Raw genomic sequence first — 19388 nt, forward strand, 5'->3', positions numbered from 1 at the left:
GGCGAGGCCCACCCATTCTTTGACAGCTGTCAGAAAATCGGTAGTGTTGCCAGTGACGGAATTCACGACAACGGTAGGCAACATGGCTTCATCACCCACGACGGCGATCATCGGCGCAGGCATCAGCGGTTTGACCACGGGTAAAAACCTCGCAGACGCCGGCATCGAGTACGACTGCTTCGAGTCCTCCGACCGGATCGGCGGGAACTGGGCGTTCCGCAATCCGAACGGCCACTCCAGCGCGTACCGGTCGCTGCACATCGACACCTCACGTGAATGCCTGTCGTTCCGCGACTTTCCGATGCGCGACGACCTTCCCGACTTCCCGCATCACTCCCAGATCAAGGAGTACCTGGACGACTACGCCGAAACCTTCGGCCTGTTGGACCGCATTCAGTTCCAGAACGAGGTCAAGCACGCGCGGCGTTTGCCCCACGGCGGTTGGGAACTCGACACCGCGGACGGGCACACGCGACGGTACGACGCGCTGGTGGTTGCGAACGGGCATCACTGGGATCCGCGCACACCCGACTTTCCCGGCGAGTTCACCGGCGAGAGCATCCACGCCCACCACTACATCGACCCCACCGAACCGCTCGATCTGCGCGGCAAGCGCATCGTCGTCGTCGGCATCGGCAACTCGGCAGCCGACCTGGTCTCCGAGCTCTCCCAGAAGTCTTGGCGCAACACGGTTTATCTCTCCACCCGCTCGGGTGCGTGGATCGTGCCCAAGTACATCTTCGGGAAGACCGCCGACAAGGTCGCGCGCTCGTTGCCGGTGATCCCGTTGTCGTGGCAGCGGCGAGCGATGCAGCCGTTCGCGCGGTTCATGTTCGGAGATCCCGAGAACTACGGCCTGCCCAAACCCAACCATCGGTTCCTCGAGGCGCACCCGACCCAATCCGCCGAACTGCTCATGCGGCTGGGGTCCGGCGACGCGACCGCGAAACCGAATATCGAACGCCTGGACGGGAATTCGGTAGTGTTCGTCGACGGTTCGACCGTGGAAGCCGACGTGATCATCTACGCGACGGGATACAACATCACGTTCCCGTTCTTCGACCGCAGTTTCATCGAGGCTCCCGACAACCGGCTCCCGCTGTACAAGCGGATCCTCAAACCGGGGATCGACGACCTGCTCTTCCTCGGCTTCGCGCAGGCGGTGCCCACGCTGTTCCCCTTCGTGGAGTGCCAGGCCCGGTTGGCCGCCGCGTATCTCGCCGGTACGTACCGGCCGCCGTCCGAAGCCGAGATGTGGCGCGTCATCGCCGCCGACGAACGCAAGTACGTCGGTCACTTCGCCGACAAACCGCGACACACCCAGCAGGTGGACTACTGGGATTACGAACGCGACATGCGCAAGCGTGAGCTGCCGGCAGGTAGGCGCCGCGTCGAGAAGTTCGGTCCGGTCCAGCTGGCCGGCCGGGCACGCGAGGCAGCCGGTGCCGCCTGAGTCGACGCAGACGTCCCGCCGCAACGCGCGCCGGCCGCAACCGCGCGGGGACGAAAGCCGACTGCGGCTACTCGAGGCTTTCGAGGAGCAACTGCAGACCCAGTCGCTCGCCGAGATCAGCGTCGCCGAGGTGGCGCGGGCAGCGGGTCTGAAGCGGCCTGCGTTCTACTTCTACTTCGCCGGTAAGCACGAAGTCGTCACCGAACTGCTCACCGACATCTTCCAGGACGACGTCTTCACCATCGGCGGTTTCCTGGCCGGCGGCGGCGACCCGCGCGCGTCGGTGGCCGACGCGATGACGCGGACGTTCGAGTCGTGGCACGCCCACCGGACCCTGTTCCGGGCGATGCTCGACGCCCGCGACTCCGACCCTGAGGCACGGGCGATCTGGGACCAGTGGCTACAGCGGTACGAGGAGTTCGTCTGCGAGTTCATCACCACCCAGCCCGCCATCGACGTCGGAGATCCCGGACCGCTTGCGCACGCGCTGATCTCGATGAACGAGCGGGTCCTCGACCGTCACGTGCGCTCCGATGACGGGCCGGAGGCCGCCGGTCCGCTTCTCGCGGCGGTCATTCACGTATGGCACACGGCGCTGTTCGGAGGGACGGCGTCGTTGAAGGGGACAGCGTCGTTGAAGGGGACAGCGTCTTTGAAGGGGACAGCGCCGGTCGGAGGGACAGCGTCGTTGAAGGGAACGGCGCAATGACAGGCACGCGGATTCAGATTCCGGTCGGCGGCGACATCATCGCGGCGCGGCGCTTCGCCGCGACGACGGACGCGCTGACAGGCCGGGCGGGCCGCCCCTGCGTCGTCATGGCGCACGGTCTCGGCGCCACCCAGGATTGCGGGCTGTTCGCGTTCGCCGAAGCGCTGGCCGGTGCCGGCGCCGAAGTCGTCACGTTCGATTACCGGCATTTCGCCGAATCCTCGGGACAGCCAAGGCAATTGATCTCGCTGTCTGGGCAGGTCGCCGACTATCACGCGGTAATCGACCACGCCCGGCGGTTCGAGAATGTGGACCCGGCGCGGATCGTGGCCTGGGGTGTGTCGCTGTCGGGTGGGCACGTCATCAAGGTTGCGGCCGACGACTCGCACCTCGCAGGAATCATCTCGCTGACGCCGGCCACCGACGGGCTACCCGTGGTGGCACACATGCTGCGCACACTCGGGCCGCGCTACGTCCTGCGCGTGATGGCCCACGGCATAAGGGATGTGACGGCGAAGGTGCGTGGCCGCTCGCCGGTGCTCATCCCGGTGGTGGGTGCACCGGGGGAGGTGGCCGGTCTGAGCGCCGACGGGTCCCTCGAAGGCATGCGTCGCATCGCGGGACCCACCTGGCGCAATGAATTCGCCGCCCGATTGGTGTTGGTCATCGGTGCTCATCGACCGATCGCGAGCGCCGCTCGAGTCACCTGCCCGGCCCTCGTGCAGATCGGTGATCAGGACCGTACCGCCCCGCCTGCAGCGGCCACCGCGGCTGCGACACGGATGCGCGCGACGGTTCATCACTACCCCTGCGACCATTTCGACGTATATCCCGGTGAGGGCTGGCATGAGCGGGTCGTCAACGATCAGGTTGCCTTCCTCCGGCGCATCCTCGCACCGGCCGGGTCCACCGCGTCGCGCAGCGCGGGTGCCGACGGAGTGGAATTCGACAACCCCGGGCGATAGTTCCTCAACCTGCCGGATCAGCGAGACCCGGCGTGGAAGCGGTGCGGTTTTCGATGCAACGGGCCGGGGTAGACGACCTCGGTCCTGTCGACCGGGGTGGACGCTGAGAAGGGGATGCTCGTGAGCGAACACAGCCCCGGCGCAGCACCCCGGCGGGATCGTGGAGCCCTGATCGGCAGCGGCGCGTTATGGATGGCGAAGTGGTCGTTGGTCATCGTGGCGATCGCTGCGGGCGCGGTGGTGCTCGGTTGGCTCGTGGCCCAGCTGTGGGTGATCTTCCTGCCGGCCCTGCTCGCCGTCATCCTGTGTACGGTCCTGTGGCCGCCGGCGCGCGTGCTGATGGACCGCGCCGGTCTGCCGCCTGCCGCCGCGGCGCTGACGACGCTGCTGCTGTTCCTGGCCATCGCGTCGGGTCTCATCGCGCTGATCATCCCGCCACTGCTGAACCAGATACCTGCGCTGATCGACCAGGCGACCGAGGGCATCACTCGGCTGCAGGACTGGACCGCCGGACCCCCGCTCAACCTCCGACAAGAGCAGTTGGAGCGCTTCGCCGACTCACTGGTCAACGCGATGCGGGAAAGGTCTTCGGCGATCGCGACCGGTGTCGTCAGCGGGGTCAGCACGGTCGGCAGCGTCCTGGTGACACTGGTGCTCACCGTCGTGCTGTCGTTCTTCGTCCTAAAGGACGGCCGCAAGTTCTCACCCTGGCTTGTCGGACTGACCGGGCGGCGCGCAGGCCGGCATCTGGAAACGGTGCTCGGCCGGATGTGGGACAACCTCGGCGGCTTCATCCGTGCGCAGACGGGAGTGGCTCTGATCGACGCGGTATTCATCGGCGCCGGCCTGGTGGTACTCGGTGTCCCGCTTGCGCCTGCGCTGGCGGTGCTGACGTTCATCGGTGCGTTCGTTCCGTTCATCGGCGCCTTCGTCGCCGGTGCGCTCGCGGTGCTGATCGCCTTGGTGGCCAACGGGTTCGTCAATGCGCTGCTGGTGCTCGCCGTCATCATCGCCGTACAGCAGATCGAGGGAAATGTGCTGCAGCCGTTGCTGCAGAGTCGCGTGATGAAGTTGCACGCGGCGGTGGTACTGCTCGCGGTGACCGCGGGCGGCGCGCTGTACGGGATCGTCGGCGCCTTCCTTGCTGTACCGACGGTCGCGATGCTCACGGTGCTCGTTCGCTACATCAACGAGCAAATTGATGAGCGGGCCGAGGGCGAGTCGAACGGTGCCGAGTCGGGCGCCTGACACCGCAGGTCGGGCGACCGATCAGCGCGCGTCACCAATCGGAAAGAATTCCCACGGTTAGCGGCCGCTCAATCTGTCAATACCACCGCATCGAAGATGCATCGTCTCCGGCGAGACGTGCACACGTCGGGTCGGAAGCGATGAGGTGAGTCATAGACGGACTAGGGGAGCCCGCCCGCGCAGCGCTGCGCTCCGAACCCCACAGGACCTCTACGGTCTGCACTGCAGAACGTAGGACCTGACATGCCCGCGGCAACGGCAGTTCACTTCTTTCTCGCGCTGGCGGTCATCCTTGCGGCGTGCCGCCTCGCCGGCCTGCTGGCGCAACGCGTGGGCCAGCCACCGGTCGTCGGCGAGATGATCGCCGGGGTCGTCCTGGGTCCCTCCCTGCTGGGCAGAATCGCGCCCGGTGTGCAGGAAGACCTGTTTCCAACAGGCACGTCCAACGTCGTGCTCTACACCGCCGCGCAGATCGGCCTCGTGCTCTACATGTTCGTCGTGGGGCTGAACTTCGACGTCGAGCACGTCAAACAGCGCGCCCGCACCGCCGTCGCAGTCTCCACGGCAGGGACCCTGGCTCCGCTGGTGTTGGGCGCGGTCATCGCGGTGCCGCTGCTGTCCTCGGGTGGATTCTTCGGCGAAGACGTCAGTCCCGCCATGGCGATGATGTTCATGGGCGCGGCCATCGCGATCACCGCGTTCCCCATGCTCGCCCGAATCATCTTCGAAAAGCGGCTCACCGGAACATCTCTCGGCACTTTGGCGCTCGCGTGTGGCGCCACCGCCGACGCGATCTCCTGGTGCATCCTGGCGGTCGTCGTCGCCGTGCACCGCGGCACCCCGACGACGGCCATCACGGCGATCGTGGGCGGACTGCTCTACACCGTGGTGGTGCTGACCCTCGGGCGACGAGCGGCGCGGGTGCTCGGCGCGAAATCCGAAGAGCAGCGGACGATTCCCGGATGGGTGCTGAGCACTGTCCTGATCGTCTTGATGAGCGGCGCCTGGCTCACCGACACCATCGGAATCCACGCGATCTTCGGCGCTTTCATCATCGGTGTCACCATGCCGACGGGTCTGTTCGCCCGGCGCCTCACCGAGACCATCGAGCCACTCACCACGAGGCTGCTGCTGCCGCTGTTCTTCGTGTACTCCGGACTCAATACCGAGATCGGGTTGGTGAACACGCCAGGACTCTGGGCGCTGACGCTCGGCGTGCTCATCGTGGCGATCGCGGGCAAGGGCGTCGCGTGCGCCGCGGCGGCCAGGCTGAGCAAGGTGCCGCTGCGCGAATCGGTCGCGCTCGGTTCGTTGATGAACGCACGCGGGTTGATCGAGCTCATCCTTCTCAACATCGGTCTGGAGGCCGGCATCATCACCCCGACGCTGTTCACCATCCTGGTGCTGGTCGCCATCGTCACCACGTTGATGGCCGCCCCGATCTTCGAATTCGTCTACGGCCGACACCGGCCTCCGGTGGATACCACGCCGCCGGAAGCAGACCTCGCCGATGCGACGTCCGCCGTTCCGGTGACCGAGGGAAGGTAACGCACGTGCGATCGCAGCTGTCCCACCTCGACCCCGAGGCTCGCGCCGCCCTTGCCCGCAAGATCCGGAACCAACTGTCTTCCAACGGTTCTGTGCCGACCGACCACGATGTGGTCATCATCGGAGGGGGAGCAGCGGCCCTGACGTTGGCGTTGGAGCTTCGCTCCGCGCGGCGCAGGACCCGGGTCCTGATCATCGAGCCGACCGCGCGTCCGGTCGCCGAGATCACCCACACGGTGGGCGAATCGACGGTCGAGGTGTCCGCACACTACCTCCGGGAACGCCTCGGCCTGGCCGACCACTTGAGCACCGAGCAGATCCGCAAGATGGGCTTGCGAATGTTCTTCTCACACGACGGCAACACCGACATCGCAAGCCGCGTCGAAGTCGGCAGCTCTGCCTTCGTGCCGCAGGTGACCTATCAGATCGACCGGGGCCGGCTCGAGAACGAACTCACCACCCGATGCCAAGCCGCCGGGATACGCATCGCCCGCGGCCGCGTCAGAACCGTGGACTTCGGCGTCGACGCGCACACCGTGGCATACCAGGGCGACGACGAGACCACCCGCACAACGGCACGCTGGGTGGTCGACGCCTCCGGTCGCAACCGGGCGCTGTCGCGCCAGCTGGACCTGAAGCTGGCCACCGAACACCACTGCAACGCCGCATGGTTCCGCGTCAAGGCCGAACTCGACATCGGACAGTGGACCGATGACCAGGACTGGCACGCGCGACTGGTCGAAGGGGACCGCGCGCTGTCAACCAATCATCTGATGGGCGAGGGCTATTGGGTCTGGCTCATCCGGCTGGCCTCCGGCGCCACCAGCGTCGGCATCGTCGCCGATCCCGAGTTCCACGCGTTCGACGAGTTCAACACGCTGGACAAGGCCAAGGCGTGGATCCGGCGACACGAACCGCAGTGCGCCGACGAAGTCGCCCGACACGAAGACCTGATCATGGACTTCCGCGTCATGAAGCACTACAGCCACGCCGCCACGAAGGTCTTCGACGGCGCCGCGCGATGGTGCCTTACCGGCGACGCGGGTGTCTTTCTTGACCCGCTGTACTCCTCGGGGCTGGACCTGGTGGCGATCGGCAACGGCCTCATCACCGACATGATCACACGCGAACTCGACGGTGAAGACGTTGTGGCCCGTGCGGGGATCAGCGACTCCCTGTTCCGGTCGCTGGCCGACATGTGGCTCGCGGTGTACGAGAAGCAGTACCCGCTCATGGGCACACCGACGGTGATGGCGGCGAAGGTCGTCTGGGACATCGCGTTCTACTGGGGCTTCATCGGATTGCTCTACCGCAACGGCCGCTTCGTCAGCGTCGCCGACGATCCCGCGGTCGTCCCGCACCTGGAAGGCCTGATCGCACTGAGCAACCGGGTGCAGCGGTTCTTCCGCGAGTGGGCCGCCGTGGAGGGCCGCGAATCGCCGGTACGGTTCGTCGATCTGTACGTGCCGCTGAACTTCATGGAGACGCTGCACGTGGCGATGATGGAACCGGCGGCCGACTTCGCCGACGTTTTCGAGGCCAACGGCCGGTTGTTGCGTCAGCTCGCGGGTCAGCTGGCCGAGACCGTGCTCGCCGACAAGTCCGCGCTGTTCGACGACGACGCCGCCGTCACGCAGGTGCAGGCGTGGCAGCGCGACCCCTTGTTGAGGGAGCTTCGCTCCGTGTATCGCCGTGAACAACAGGACAATCCGGTCAGCTCGGGCTGGATCCACACCGCTATCCGTGAGTTGCAGGTATGAAGACGCACGATATCTTGGACCGGCCGGCGCCCTTGGCGATCGTCGGGATCGGATGCCGCCTACCGGGCGGCGTCACCACCGCCGAGGACTACTGGCGTCTGTTGACCGACGGCGTCGACGCCACCCGCGAGGTCCCCGAATCACGCTGGAACGCGGGCCGATTCCACGACGCCAACCCCAAGAAGGTCGGCAAGATGGTCACCCGCCGTGGCGGATTCCTCGACGACATCGACCAGTTCGATCCGCAGTTCTTCGGCATCTCGCCGCGGGAGGCGCATTCGATCGACCCGCAGCAGCGCCTGATGCTGCAGACCACCTGGGAGGCACTGGAGGACGGGGGCATCCGGCCCGACCACCTCGCCGGAACCGATGTCGGGGTGTTCATCGGCGGCTTCACGCTGGACTACCAGTTGCTGCAGAACCAGGGCCGCGGCAGCCGCTACCAGTTCAAGACGCATTCCGCCGCCGGGATGATGATGACGATGCTGGCGAACCGGATCTCATTCGCCTTCGACTTCCGCGGACCGAGCATGACGATCGACACGGCGTGTTCGAGCTCGCTCGTCGCGGTGCACCTTGCGGCGCAGAGCATCTGGAACGGTGAGAGCGACCTCGCGCTGGCCGGCGGCGTCAACATCATGATCGGACCCAACACGGCGATCGCGGAGTCCAAGAGCGGGTTCCTCAGCCCTGACGGGCGCTGCAAGGCCTTCGACGAGTCGGCCGACGGCTATGCGCGCGGCGAGGGCGGGGCCGTCGTCGTCATCAAACCGCTCGAGCAGGCGTTGCGCGACGGCGACGAGATCTACGCCCAGATCCTCGGGACCGCGGTGTCTCAGGACGGCCGCACCGACGGCATCACGGTGCCCCGCGCGCAGGCTCAGGCCGCGGCGATCACCTCGGCGCTGCGTCGGGCCGGTGTCCGGGCGACCGATGTCGGCTACGTCGAAGCGCACGGCACCGGGACACCCGTCGGCGACCCGGTCGAGATGCGCGCGCTGGCCGCGACGCTCACGTCGGACCGGACCGATCCGCTGCTGATCGGATCGGTCAAGACCAACATCGGTCACCTCGAAGCGGGCGCGGGGGTCGCCGGACTGATCAAGACGGCGTTGGTGCTCAAGCACGGCTATATCCCCGCGCACCTACATCTCCAAAACCCCACCAGCCAAGTCTCTCTCACCGAGCTCAAGCTCGACGTGCCGCGCGCGGGCCGCCCCTTCCCCGCCGGGCGACGGATCGCCGGGGTCAACTCGTTCGGTTTCGGCGGCACCAACGCCCACGCCGTGCTCGCCGAACCACCGACTCCGACCGACACGCCCGCATCGAGCATCGCCGAGCACCTCCCTGTCACGCTGCTGCCGATCTCGGCGCGCAGCGAGGAGGCCCTGGTAGCCACGGCGCGCCAGTTGGCCGACCACCTGGATGCCGAGCCGAACATCGACATCTCTGACCTGAGATTCACCCTGTCCCAACGGCGCTCGCACCTCAGCCACCGCCACACCCTGGTCAGCGACGGCGTCTTGGATGCACGTGAGCAACTGCGCGCCCTCGCCGACGGCGGCCAGGTCGCCTCGGCGCGCACCTCGTCGACTGCGCCCAAGCTGGTGTTCGTCTGCACCGGGATGGGCCCGCAATGGTGGAGGATGTGCCGCGGACTGCTCGACGTCCTGCCCGCGTTCACCGAGAGCATCGCGCGAAGTGATCGCGAGCTGGCGCGTCACACCGACTGGTCCCTGATCGAGGAACTCCGCCGCGACGAAGCGGATTCCCGCATGGGTGAGACCGAGTTCGCCCAGCCGGCCAATTTCGCGATCCAGATTGCCCTGGCCGCACAACTCGAACAGTTCGGCATCCGACCCGATGCCGTGATCGGCCACAGCGCAGGCGAAGTCGCCGCCCACCAGCTCGCCGGGCTCCTCACCTTCGAGCAGGCGACCGAGGTCATCTACCACCGCAGCAGGCTCCAACAGCGGACCAGCGGACAGGGCCGCATGCTGGCCGTCGGCCTGGACACCGACTCGCTGATGGCCGCGCTCGACGACGGGATGCGCGACGAATTCGGTCGGCGGGTTTCGGTTGCTGCGGTCAACAGCCCGTCCGCTGTGACCATCGCCGGGGACGGTGAGGTCCTCGACGACATCGCCCGCCGGTTGGACGAGGCCGAGGTCTTCACCCGGTACCTGACCGGCAAAGTGCCCTATCACACCCATTACATGGATGCGATCAAGAACGATCTGCAGGACGCCCTCCACGGGATGTCGTCACAGCCTGCGACGCTCCCGCTCTACTCGACGGTCACCGGCGACGTGTTGGACGGGTACCGCTCCGGTGCCGCCTACTGGTGGCAGAACACCCGCGCGACAGTTCTTTTCGAGCCGGCGATTCGCCGCATGCTCGATGACGGCTACACGCACTTCGTCGAACTGGGACCGCATCCGGTGCTGGCCTCGTCGATTTTCGAAATCGCCGGCGCGCAGAAGACCCTCGTTCAGGCCACCCAGCGACGTAACGACGACGACGTGCGTACGTTCATGACCGGCCTCGGCGCGCTTCACGACCACGGCCACGACATCGACTGGGAGGCGATGTATCCGCGCGGTGAAGCGCGCTTGCTCAAGCTGCCCCGCTACCCCTGGCAGACCCGGCGCTACTGGAACGAGACCCAGGAGGCCACCGAATCGCTGCACTATCACCCGGTGCACCCGCTGCTGGGCCAGCCGATCAGTGCCGTGCATCCCACGTGGGAAATCGAATTGAGCACCGCGCTCGTGCCGTTCCTCGACGACCACCGGGTCCAAGGCAGCGTCGTCGTACCCGGCGCGGTCTACATCGAGCTGTCGCTGGCCGCGGCGACGGAAACCTACGGCGTGAACCTCACCGTCGACAACTTGGTGCTGCACCGCGCGCTCATCCTCGACGACACCTGCGACCCCCTCCTGCGGACCACCCTCAACCAGGACACCGGCGCCCTGGAGTTCGCCGCTCACACCGCGACCCCCGACGGTGAGCTCAAGTGGACGATCACCGCCACGGCCGAACTCACCACGCTGCCGAAATCGGCGGGTGCCCCGCCTCCGATGGCCGAGGCGGCGCCCGCGAACGCTCTCAGCGGCGACGAGTTCTACGCCCTCACCGAAGCCATCGGATTCGACTACGGGGCGGCGTTCCGGGTCGTCACCGGCCTCACCGCAGGCGACGGCTGGGTGGTCGCCGAGATGGAGATTCCGGCGCCGATCGCAGCCGAGCTCGACGACTATCGGTTCCACCCGACGCTGATCGACGGTGCCTTCCAAACTCTGTTCGGCGCACCGCTTCCCGGCGGGAGTGCCGCCGAAAGCCCGTACCTGCCCACCCGGATCCGGCGCAGCGCCGTGTACGGCACACCCAAAGGCGACATGACCGTACGACTGGCCGTCAGGTCCGCGACCGCCGAGGAGATCGAAAGCGACATCACGATCTGCGACCATCGCGGTGAGCGGCTCGCCGTCTTCGAGGGCTTCACGGTGCGATCGCTGAGCGCCTCGACCCGCATGTCGCCGGAACGAATCGACAAGGGGCTCTACGAACTCCAGTGGGTTCCCGCGACGGACCCGAGCGGTGAGGACGGTGCGGAGCCGGCCGGCCACGGTTCATGGCTGGTGTTTGTCGACGAAACCGGGTTCGGCTCGGTGCTCGCCGATCGATTGCGCCACGGCGGCCATCGCGTGTGCACCGTCGCACACCGCCCTGTCGACACCGTCACCGCGGTCGAGGGCGGATACGCCATCGACGAACGGCGCCCCGAGCACGTCGGCCAGCTGTTCGACCAACACCTTAACGAACACAGCGAACTCACCGGCGTCATCGACTGCTGGTCAATGGATCTCGTCGTTGAGCCGCAGGCGTCCGACGGAAACAGTGCCAACCACCTCGGCGTCCTCACGCTGCTGCGCATCGCCAAAGCGCTGGCCGCACATGACAGCGTGAGGCCGCGCATGTACGTCGTCACCGCCAACGCTCAGCCGGCGCTGGGCACCGAACCGCTGGCCGTCGATCAGTCCACGGTCTGGGGGCTCGGCAGGGTCGTCGGTCATCAGGAGTTCGTCGAACGTTGGGGCGGCCTGATCGACATCGACGACACCGACGACGTCGGTGACACCGCTGCGCGGGTCTGTCGGCACATCCTCGATTCCACGTCCGAGGATCAGGTGGCTTTCCGCGGCGAGGTGACGCTGGTCCCGCGATTGCGACACACCGCGAACCTCACAAAACCGTTTCCCACCAAGCTTTCTCCCACCGCCACCTACGTCGTCACCGGCGGCACCGGCGCGCTCGGCCGCACGGTCGCCACCTATCTGGCCGAGCACGGTGCGCGACACATCGCGCTGCTGAGCAGAAGCGGGCTGCCACCACGCGACCGGTGGCCGAACATCACTCGCGACGACCCGCAGTTCACCGCCGTTGACACCGTCCGGGCCGTCGAACGCCTCGGGGCACAGGTCAGTGCGGCGAGCGTCGACATCACCGACGCCGATGCGGTGGCGGCCTGGCTGGCCGACCACGACCGCACCGGAGACCGGCCGGTCCGCGGAGTCATCCACGCCGCAGGCGCAGTCCACGACCAACTACTCGTCAATGTCAGCGAAGACGATTTCCTCAAAGTGCTGGGGCCCAAGGTCACCGGGACGCGGGCGCTGCACACCGCCTTCGCCGCCGAAGAACTCGACTTCTTCGTGATGTTCGGCTCCGCCGGGTCGGTCATCGCCTCACCCGGGCAGGGAAACTACGCCGCCGCCAACGCGTTTCTCGACGCGTTCGCTCATCAGAGGCAGGCACAGGGACTGCCGGCCCTCACCGTGGGGTGGGGGCCCTGGTCGGTGGGGATGGTCGAGGACCTCAACCTCGAAAACGTCTACGCCATGCGCGGAATCGAATTGATCACCCCGGCGACGGGCGCGTTGATCCTCGACCGCCTGATCAACCAGACCGCTCCGAACGTCATCGCCATCAGCGCCGACTGGAACCGTGCCCGCCAGCTTCTCGGCGGACACCTTCCCAAGATGTTCGCCGACCTCGACGCCGCCATCGCCTCGCCGGCGGAGGCCGGAGCGGACGGGTCGTTGCTCGACGTGCTGTCGAAGACCCCGGAAGCGGAGCGTCTCAACGTGATCACCGATCAGATCGAGCGCCTCGTAGCTGCGGTGTTCGACTGTGCGGTTACCGATTTCGCGAATGACGACATGCTCGACGACATCGGGCTGGACTCGATGATGGCGATGGACTTCAGGGTCAGGATCAACACCACGTTCTCGATCGACCTTCCGGTGCTGGAGATTCTCAAGGGCGTCAGCGTCGACTCGCTGGCCGCCCGGGTGCTCGACGAACTGCGCACAATCCACGGTGAGGCACCCGCCGCGGCAGCCGCGCCCCCGACCGAGCCGCCCATGGGCGATGACGTCGATCGGTTGATCGACGATATGTCAGAAGCCGATCTGCGCGAACTCCTCACCGAACTCGAAGGCGGCGCTGCGCCGTGACCGAGGCGGCTTCGACGGCGGTGCACGTGCGGGGACTCGACAAGGCCTACGGACCGACCCAGGCCGTTGCAAACCTCGACCTCGACGTCGCCTCCGGCGAGGTCTTCGCCATCCTCGGTCCCAACGGCGCAGGCAAGTCCACCACGATAGAGATCCTGGAGGGCAACAGAACTCGCGACGCCGGGCTTGTGCAAGTACTGGGTGAGGACCCCGGGACGGCGGGACGAAGCTGGCGGGCCAGGATCGGCATCGTGCTGCAGGAGGTCAGCGACGCCGGGATGCTGTCGGTGCACGAGACCGTGCAGATGTTCGCGAGCTGTTACGGCACCGCTCGAGAACCCGCCGACGTGCTCGAGCTCGTCGGCCTGGACGCCGTCGCGGACTCCCGGGTGCGGGCGCTGTCCGGCGGTCAACGCCGCCGCCTCGACGTCGCGCTCGGCATCATCGGCAAGCCCGAACTGCTGTTCCTGGACGAACCCACAACGGGTTTCGACCCCGAAGCGCGGCGGCAGTTCTGGCAGCTGATCAAGTTGCTGGCCGCCGACGGCACCACGATCGTGCTGACCACCCACTACCTCGAAGAGGCCGCCGCTCTGGCCGACCGTGTCGCGGTGATCGCGGACGGCAGGGTGGTGGCCGTCGACTCGCCGACGCGATTGACCGAGCACGTCAGCTCGGCGGCCACGGTGCGATGGATGGAGGGCGGTCAAATCCGGGTGGAGACAACGGATTTCCCGACTGAGTTCGTCCGTCGACACAGCAGGGATGGTGCGGAACTGGCGCAGCTGACGATCAGTAGGCCGACACTCGAAGACGCGTACCTCCACCTGATCGGCCAGCCATGACCGATATCGAACACGTCATCGTCCCATCGCCGCCGCGACACCGCGCCACCGCACGAGCTGCGCTCCCGTCGCCGCTGCGCATCGGGTTGTCGCGGGTCGTTCCCGAACTGAAGATGTTCTACCGGCGGCCCGAACAGGTGGTGCTGACGTTCTCCATGCCCGCGGTGATCTGCCTGCTGCTGGGTTCGATCTTCTCCGCGGAACTGCCCGGGAGTCAGACCAGCACCGGTGCGGTGATCGCGGCGAGCATGCTCGCCTACGGCATCCTGTCGACGTCGTTTGTCAACCTCGGCACCAGCATCGCCGCCGACCGCGACACCGGCGCGTTGCGGCGGCTTCGGGGTACGCCGACAACGGCGTCGTCGTACTTCGTCGGCAAGATCGTGCTCGTCGCGGTGGTCAGCCTCGCCGAGGCCGTCCTGCTGCTGGGGGTGGGGGTGCTGGTCTTCGGACTGCGCCTGCCGACCGACGCCTACGGGTGGTTCACGCTCGCGTGGGTATCGGTCCTGGGCATCGTCAGCTGTTCACTGCTGGGCATCTTCATCAGCAACCTGGCGAGCAACGCCGTGTCCGCCGCTGTCATCACCAATGGCCCATCGGTTGCGCTGCAGTTCGTTTCGGGCACGTACGTGCCACTTATGATCCTGCCGGCGTGGATGCTGGTGATCGGCTCCCTCTTCCCGGTCAAGTGGATGGCCCAAGGTTTCCGGTCGGTGCTGCTGCCCGCCGAGATGGTCGCGTTCGAACCGGCAGGCAGCTGGGAGCACTGGCGCATCTTCGTCGTGTTGGCGGCGTGGAGCATCGCCGGGCTGATCGGCTGCCTTGCGTTGTTCCGGTGGTCGGACCGGACCTGATGCCGCCGGCCTAGGGTCCGTCGGCCAACCACTTGCGCACGAGTTCACCGTCGTGTGCCTCGACCGATCGCAGCTCGGTCAGCGTCGGATGACCGGCGTCCAGCAGCGCGCTGTCGGTGTCCTCCTCCGGATCATCTGGTACCTCCACCTCGCTCAGGCGCACACCGCCGTCGCGGACCTCTTCGACGCGCGTCTGCACCGCCCCGCCCCGGGCCAGCCGCGCGTGGCGGAGCGGACCGACCTCGTCGGCGGGCCGGTCGGGGACGTTCAGTGACAGGACGGTGCCGTCGGGTGCGTCGAGCAACAGTTCCAGCACCGGCGCCAGCAGACCTGCGGCGGTCTCCCAGTACCGCTCGCCCGTGGGATGCAGCGCGACGTCCAGCGACACCGCCAGGGCGCGGGTGTCGCTGATCTTCGCGGTGAGCGCCGCACCGATCGTGCCGGAGTGCAGGATGGCCCGGCCGACGTTGGCGCCGTGGTTGATTCCGGACAGCACGAGGTCCGGTCGCGGGTCGAACCAGCCGTTGAGTGCGGCGGCGACGATGTGTCCGGGCTGGGCCTGCACCGCCCACGCCTCGACACCGTCGAGGGCGGGTATTTCTCGGGGCTCTACCACCGTTCGGCCGTCGCGGCGCACGGCGCTCAGCGCGGCGCTCGCCCCGCTGGCCTGCTCGGCGGGGGCGGCGACGATCACCTCCAGCCCGGCGTCGAGCGCCGCATTCGCCAGCGCATGCAGGCCGGGCGAGTCGATCCCGTCGTCGTTGGTCACCAGTGCGCGCGGCACGCGTCAACCTCCTCCAGTGCGATGCCCGCTACTTCAACGGGCGCAACTCCACCCGTTCGGCGAGCGTCTCCACGGCGCGCGCACCGCCGGTGCCCAGCCCGTGCCGCACGACGTTGAGCGCACCGCACGCCGCCCCGATCTGCAGAGCCTCCCGCAGCGGCCGGCCGCTGGTCAGCGCGGCGACGATGCCCGCGGTCATCGAGTCTCCGGCACCCGCCGAATCGGCCGGTTCCAACGTGGGCATCGTGATCTCCACGACGTCGTCGTCGTCGTCCTCACCGAGCAGGGCCAGGGCAGGAGCGTCGCCGGAGCGGGACACGACGACGATGTTCGCACCTTCGTCACGCATCTTGTGCATGGCGGCGACCAGATCCTTCGCGTCCTCCGATTTCGCCCGGCCGTCGTCGAGCAGCTCTTCGTGGCTGACCTTGATGAGGTCCGGTCCGCCGGCGAGCACCGCCTCAAGCCGCTCACCGGACAGGTCCGCCGCCACCTTGCAGCCGTTGGCGCCGAGATCAGTGGACAGGCGGCGGTACAGGTCGGCGGGCAGTACATCGTCTTCCTGCGGGCCCGACAGCAGCACCCGGCCATGCGTCAAACCCTCGGTGAGGGTGAGCTCGTAGAGGGAGTCCAGTTCGTGGCGGTCGAGCGGGCTGCCTTCAGCCTCCGCGATCACCTCGCGGCCGCCGGATCGGCGGTCGTGCACGTACGCTCCGTTGCGCGCGCTGACCGGCACGGTCTGCACGGTGATGTTCGGTGCGGGCAGAAGGTGGCCGAGGACGTCGCCCGTTTCGCCGCCGAGCGCCGAGCACAACACGACCGGCACGCCGAGCGAGGACATCATGCGTGACTGCCAGACACCCTGGCCTCCGGCGTGGACGTGGATGTCGGCCTCACCGGAGCGGTTCTCGACCGTCACGGTGAGCACGGGCAGCGGGGCGAAGATGACGACGGCGGAGCCGCCGTCGGATTTGTCGCCGCGAGATTCCCTGTCTGTCATGGGTTGCGGAGTACCCATCCGCGCCGCGGACTACCCGACGGCCTCGCCAAGGGCTGGTGCCGACCAATGCCGAGCGGGCCGCGACTAGAGTCCGTGGGCATGTCACTGGCAGCGCAGTTGTGGACGGAGAACGCCGATGTGGTGGCCGAGGTGCTCGCCAACCCGTTCGTTCGGGGAATCGGAGACGGCTCGCTGGATCGAGATCTGTTCGCCGGCTACATCGCGCAGGATGCGTTCTTCCTCGAATCGTTCGCTCGTGCATACGGTCTGGCGCTTTCCAGGAGTCCGGATACCGCCACCCTGTTGACCTTCGCCGATCTGCTCGCAGGCGTGCGCGAAGAGCTCGGGTTGCACGCGTCCTATGCCGCGTCGTGGGGGATCGACATGGCGGGCGTCGAACCCGCTGCGGCGACGCTGGCCTACACCGAGTTCCTGCTGGCCACCGCCGCCACCGCCGACGTCGGCGTGGTGTGCGCGGCGATGACGCCGTGCATGCGGCTGTACGCGCACGTCGGGGTCACGCTCGACGCCGACACCGCGGGCCCGTATGCGCAGTGGGTGCAGACGTACGCCGATCCGGGTTTCGACGAGGTGGCCTCACTGTTGGAGCGGCTGCTCGATCGGCAGGCCGTCGATGTGTCCGCCGCCCGGGTTGCCTACCGGCGCGCGATGCGGCTGGAGTTGGCGTTCTTCGACGCGGCCTTGAAGCGCGGGGATCAGACGTAGCGCGGGCGACCGGCCAGCGCACCGAGCGCGATCTGCACCACGTAGACACCGAGGAACATCATCCACGGCACCGTCCACCCGTGTGTGAGGTCGTGCAGCAACCCGAACAGGAACGGGCCCACGCCCGCGATCAAATAGCCGAATCCCTGTGCCATACCGGACAATTGCGCGGTGTCCTCGGCGTTTCGGGCCCGCAGTGCGATGACGGCGAGCGCCAGGGCGAACACACCCATACCGACTCCGATCAGCACGCTCCACAGCAACGGCTGCGCGCCGGGGGCGAGCATCAGGCCGACCGTGCCGACCAGGCCCACGGCGCCCAGACCCACGATCCATGCGCTCTGTCCGCGGCTGCGCGCGGCCAGCGGCGCGATCACCAACGCGATAGGCACACCGACCAGCGATGTGACCCCGACGAGCAGACCGGCCTGGGTCTTGTCGACGCCGTTGTCGATGAAAACCTCTGGCAGCCAACCCATCACGATATACGCCATCAGCGACTGGCAGCCGAAGAACAGCGTCACCGTCCACGCCAACCGGTTTCGCAGCAGTGAGCGTCTGCCCCCGGCGGGGGCGGTGTTCGCCGCCCACGTGCCTGCGTGTCGTCGCGACGTGGGCAGCCACGCCACGAGCGCGACGAAGGAAACCGCCGCCCACGCCGCGAGCGCGGCGCGCCACCCTCCCAGCGGGTCCTCGAGCCCGGGAGTCACCGCCGACCCCAACGCACCACCGCCTTGCAGTGCAGCGGTGTAGATCCCGGTCATCAGCCCGACCCGCGCGGGGAACGACCCCTTGATCACCACGGGGATCAACACGTTGGCCAACGCGATCCCCGCGCAGGCGATCAACGTCGCGGCGATCACGGTGTGGGGACCGCCGACGGTGCGGGCGAGCAGACCAACGGTGAGCGCAACCAACGCGGCGGAGATGGTGCGACCGAGCCCGATGCGCGCGGCGAGCCGGGGCGCGGTGAGCCCCGCGACCGCGAAACACAATGCGGGGACCGTGGTGAGGAGACCGGCCCACGTCGCTGAGACGCCGAGTTCTGCGCGCATCTCCCCGAGCAGGGGGGCCACACTGGTCACGGCCGGGCGCAGGTTGAGCGCGGTCAAAATCACGGCAAGCGCGAGCAACGCACCGCCAGCGACCACCGAAATGGGGGCGCGGTCAGCCTCGGCGGAGTCCTCGACGCCCACGTTGAGCTGCGTCGGCGACAGGTCTGCTTCATCATCCCGCCGCCCGACACGCATCCTGCTAATCTGCCATACATCCCATGATTGGTTGAAAGGATGTCCCTGTGCCGTTGGTCACCGCGCGCCGGTCGGGCCTCGTCGACCAGGTCATCGAGCAGTTGCGGGACTCGGTCGCGCGCGGCGAATGGCCGGTCGGGGAGCGCATACCCAATGAGACGGTCCTGGTCACGTCGCTGGGCGTCGGCCGCAACACCGTGCGCGAGGCCGTCAGGGCGCTGGCCCACGCCGGCATCCTCGAGGTGCGGCAGGGTGACGGCACCTATGTCCGGGCCACCAGTGAGGTGTCGGGTGCGCTGCGCCGGCTCTGCGGCGCCGAGTGGCGCGACGTGCTTGCGGTCCGGCGCGCGCTGGAGGTCGAGGGCGCCAGGGCCGCGGCGCGCCGCCGAACCGAGGACGATCTGGGCGAGCTGCGCGCATTGTTGGCGCGTCGAGACGCCTGTCTGGCCGACGGGGACACCGACGAATTCGCCCGCGCCGACGCCGAATTTCACCTCGCGGTGGTCCGCAGTTCGCACAACGCGACGCTGACGGAGCTGTATCGGGGATTGATGGAAGCCATCGCCGCCAGCGTCGCCAGCGGCCAGGACGCGGCCGTGGAGGTCGTCGATCACGGTGTGCTGCTTGACCACATCGCCGCCGGTGACGCCGACCGGGCCGCGCGGACCGCAGCGGAGATCATCGACGGGGTGCTCGCCGGCCTTCCTGCAACCGACTGCTGATCTCG

14 protein-coding genes are annotated in these 19388 nt (G+C 67.6%); 11 read left to right on the top strand and 3 right to left on the bottom strand.

What is annotated here, in order from left to right:
* Positions 1–82 precede the first annotated feature (82 nt).
* The 9 genes from CEX88_RS20240 (at position 83) to CEX88_RS20280 (ending at position 14901) form a co-directional block, all read left to right on the top strand.
* Complete coding sequence (locus CEX88_RS20240; RefSeq protein ID WP_094294868.1) at positions 83–1453, top strand: flavin-containing monooxygenase; 1371 nt, start codon at positions 83–85, stop codon at positions 1451–1453.
* Entirely contained in the window at positions 1443–2162 is a 720-nt protein-coding gene (locus CEX88_RS20245) for a TetR/AcrR family transcriptional regulator (protein WP_094294835.1), read from the top strand. Before CEX88_RS20240 ends, CEX88_RS20245 begins: the two co-directional genes overlap by 11 nt.
* A complete protein-coding gene (locus CEX88_RS20250) occupies positions 2159–3127 on the top strand; it encodes an alpha/beta hydrolase (RefSeq protein WP_094294836.1) in 969 nt (322 codons plus the stop codon). The genes CEX88_RS20245 and CEX88_RS20250 overlap by 4 nt, the downstream gene beginning before the upstream one ends.
* A 192-nt stretch (positions 3128–3319) precedes the next feature.
* Positions 3320–4375, top strand: a complete 1056-nt coding sequence (locus tag CEX88_RS20255; RefSeq protein WP_238382127.1) for an AI-2E family transporter — start codon at positions 3320–3322, stop codon at positions 4373–4375.
* Between the two features lie 243 nt (positions 4376–4618).
* On the top strand, positions 4619–5923 hold the full coding sequence (locus CEX88_RS20260; protein ID WP_094294838.1) for a cation:proton antiporter: 1305 nt from the start codon (positions 4619–4621) through the stop codon (positions 5921–5923).
* A gap of 5 nt (positions 5924–5928) precedes the next feature.
* Complete coding sequence (locus CEX88_RS20265; protein WP_094294839.1) at positions 5929–7683, top strand: NAD(P)/FAD-dependent oxidoreductase; 1755 nt, start codon at positions 5929–5931, stop codon at positions 7681–7683.
* Positions 7680–13202, top strand: coding sequence for a type I polyketide synthase (locus CEX88_RS20270; RefSeq protein WP_094294840.1), 5523 nt, complete (start codon positions 7680–7682; stop codon positions 13200–13202). The genes CEX88_RS20265 and CEX88_RS20270 overlap by 4 nt, the downstream gene beginning before the upstream one ends.
* On the top strand, positions 13199–14047 hold the full coding sequence (locus CEX88_RS20275) for an ABC transporter ATP-binding protein (protein WP_094294841.1): 849 nt from the start codon (positions 13199–13201) through the stop codon (positions 14045–14047). The genes CEX88_RS20270 and CEX88_RS20275 overlap by 4 nt, the downstream gene beginning before the upstream one ends.
* Positions 14044–14901: an ABC transporter permease gene (locus CEX88_RS20280; protein WP_068194952.1), complete on the top strand. Its 858-nt coding sequence runs from the start codon at positions 14044–14046 to the stop codon at positions 14899–14901. Before CEX88_RS20275 ends, CEX88_RS20280 begins: the two co-directional genes overlap by 4 nt.
* 10 nt (positions 14902–14911) lie before the next feature.
* Here CEX88_RS20280 and surE read toward each other — a convergent pair whose 3' ends face one another.
* Entirely contained in the window at positions 14912–15685 is a 774-nt protein-coding gene (gene surE, locus CEX88_RS20285) for a 5'/3'-nucleotidase SurE (RefSeq protein WP_094294842.1), read from the bottom strand.
* A gap of 28 nt (positions 15686–15713) precedes the next feature.
* Positions 15714–16685 (bottom strand): 1-phosphofructokinase family hexose kinase, encoded by a 972-nt coding sequence (locus tag CEX88_RS20290; protein ID WP_094294843.1) that lies wholly within the window; start codon positions 16683–16685, stop codon positions 15714–15716.
* Between the two features lie 99 nt (positions 16686–16784).
* Between CEX88_RS20290 and CEX88_RS20295 the strand changes: the two genes are divergently transcribed.
* Positions 16785–17411: a TenA family protein gene (locus tag CEX88_RS20295; RefSeq protein ID WP_094294869.1), complete on the top strand. Its 627-nt coding sequence runs from the start codon at positions 16785–16787 to the stop codon at positions 17409–17411.
* Here the strand turns inward: CEX88_RS20295 and CEX88_RS20300 are convergent.
* A complete protein-coding gene (locus CEX88_RS20300) occupies positions 17402–18661 on the bottom strand; it encodes a CynX/NimT family MFS transporter (protein WP_094294844.1) in 1260 nt (419 codons plus the stop codon). The two genes, CEX88_RS20295 and CEX88_RS20300, sit on opposite strands and share 10 nt — an antisense overlap.
* A gap of 47 nt (positions 18662–18708) precedes the next feature.
* On the opposite strand from CEX88_RS20300, the gene CEX88_RS20305 reads away from it, so the two are divergent.
* A complete protein-coding gene (locus tag CEX88_RS20305) occupies positions 18709–19383 on the top strand; it encodes a FadR/GntR family transcriptional regulator (protein WP_094294845.1) in 675 nt (224 codons plus the stop codon).
* Positions 19384–19388: the final 5 nt, after the last annotated feature.

Origin of the sequence: Mycobacterium neumannii (assembly GCF_002245615.1) — a bacterium.
GTDB classification, from domain to species: domain Bacteria; phylum Actinomycetota; class Actinomycetes; order Mycobacteriales; family Mycobacteriaceae; genus Mycobacterium; species Mycobacterium neumannii_A.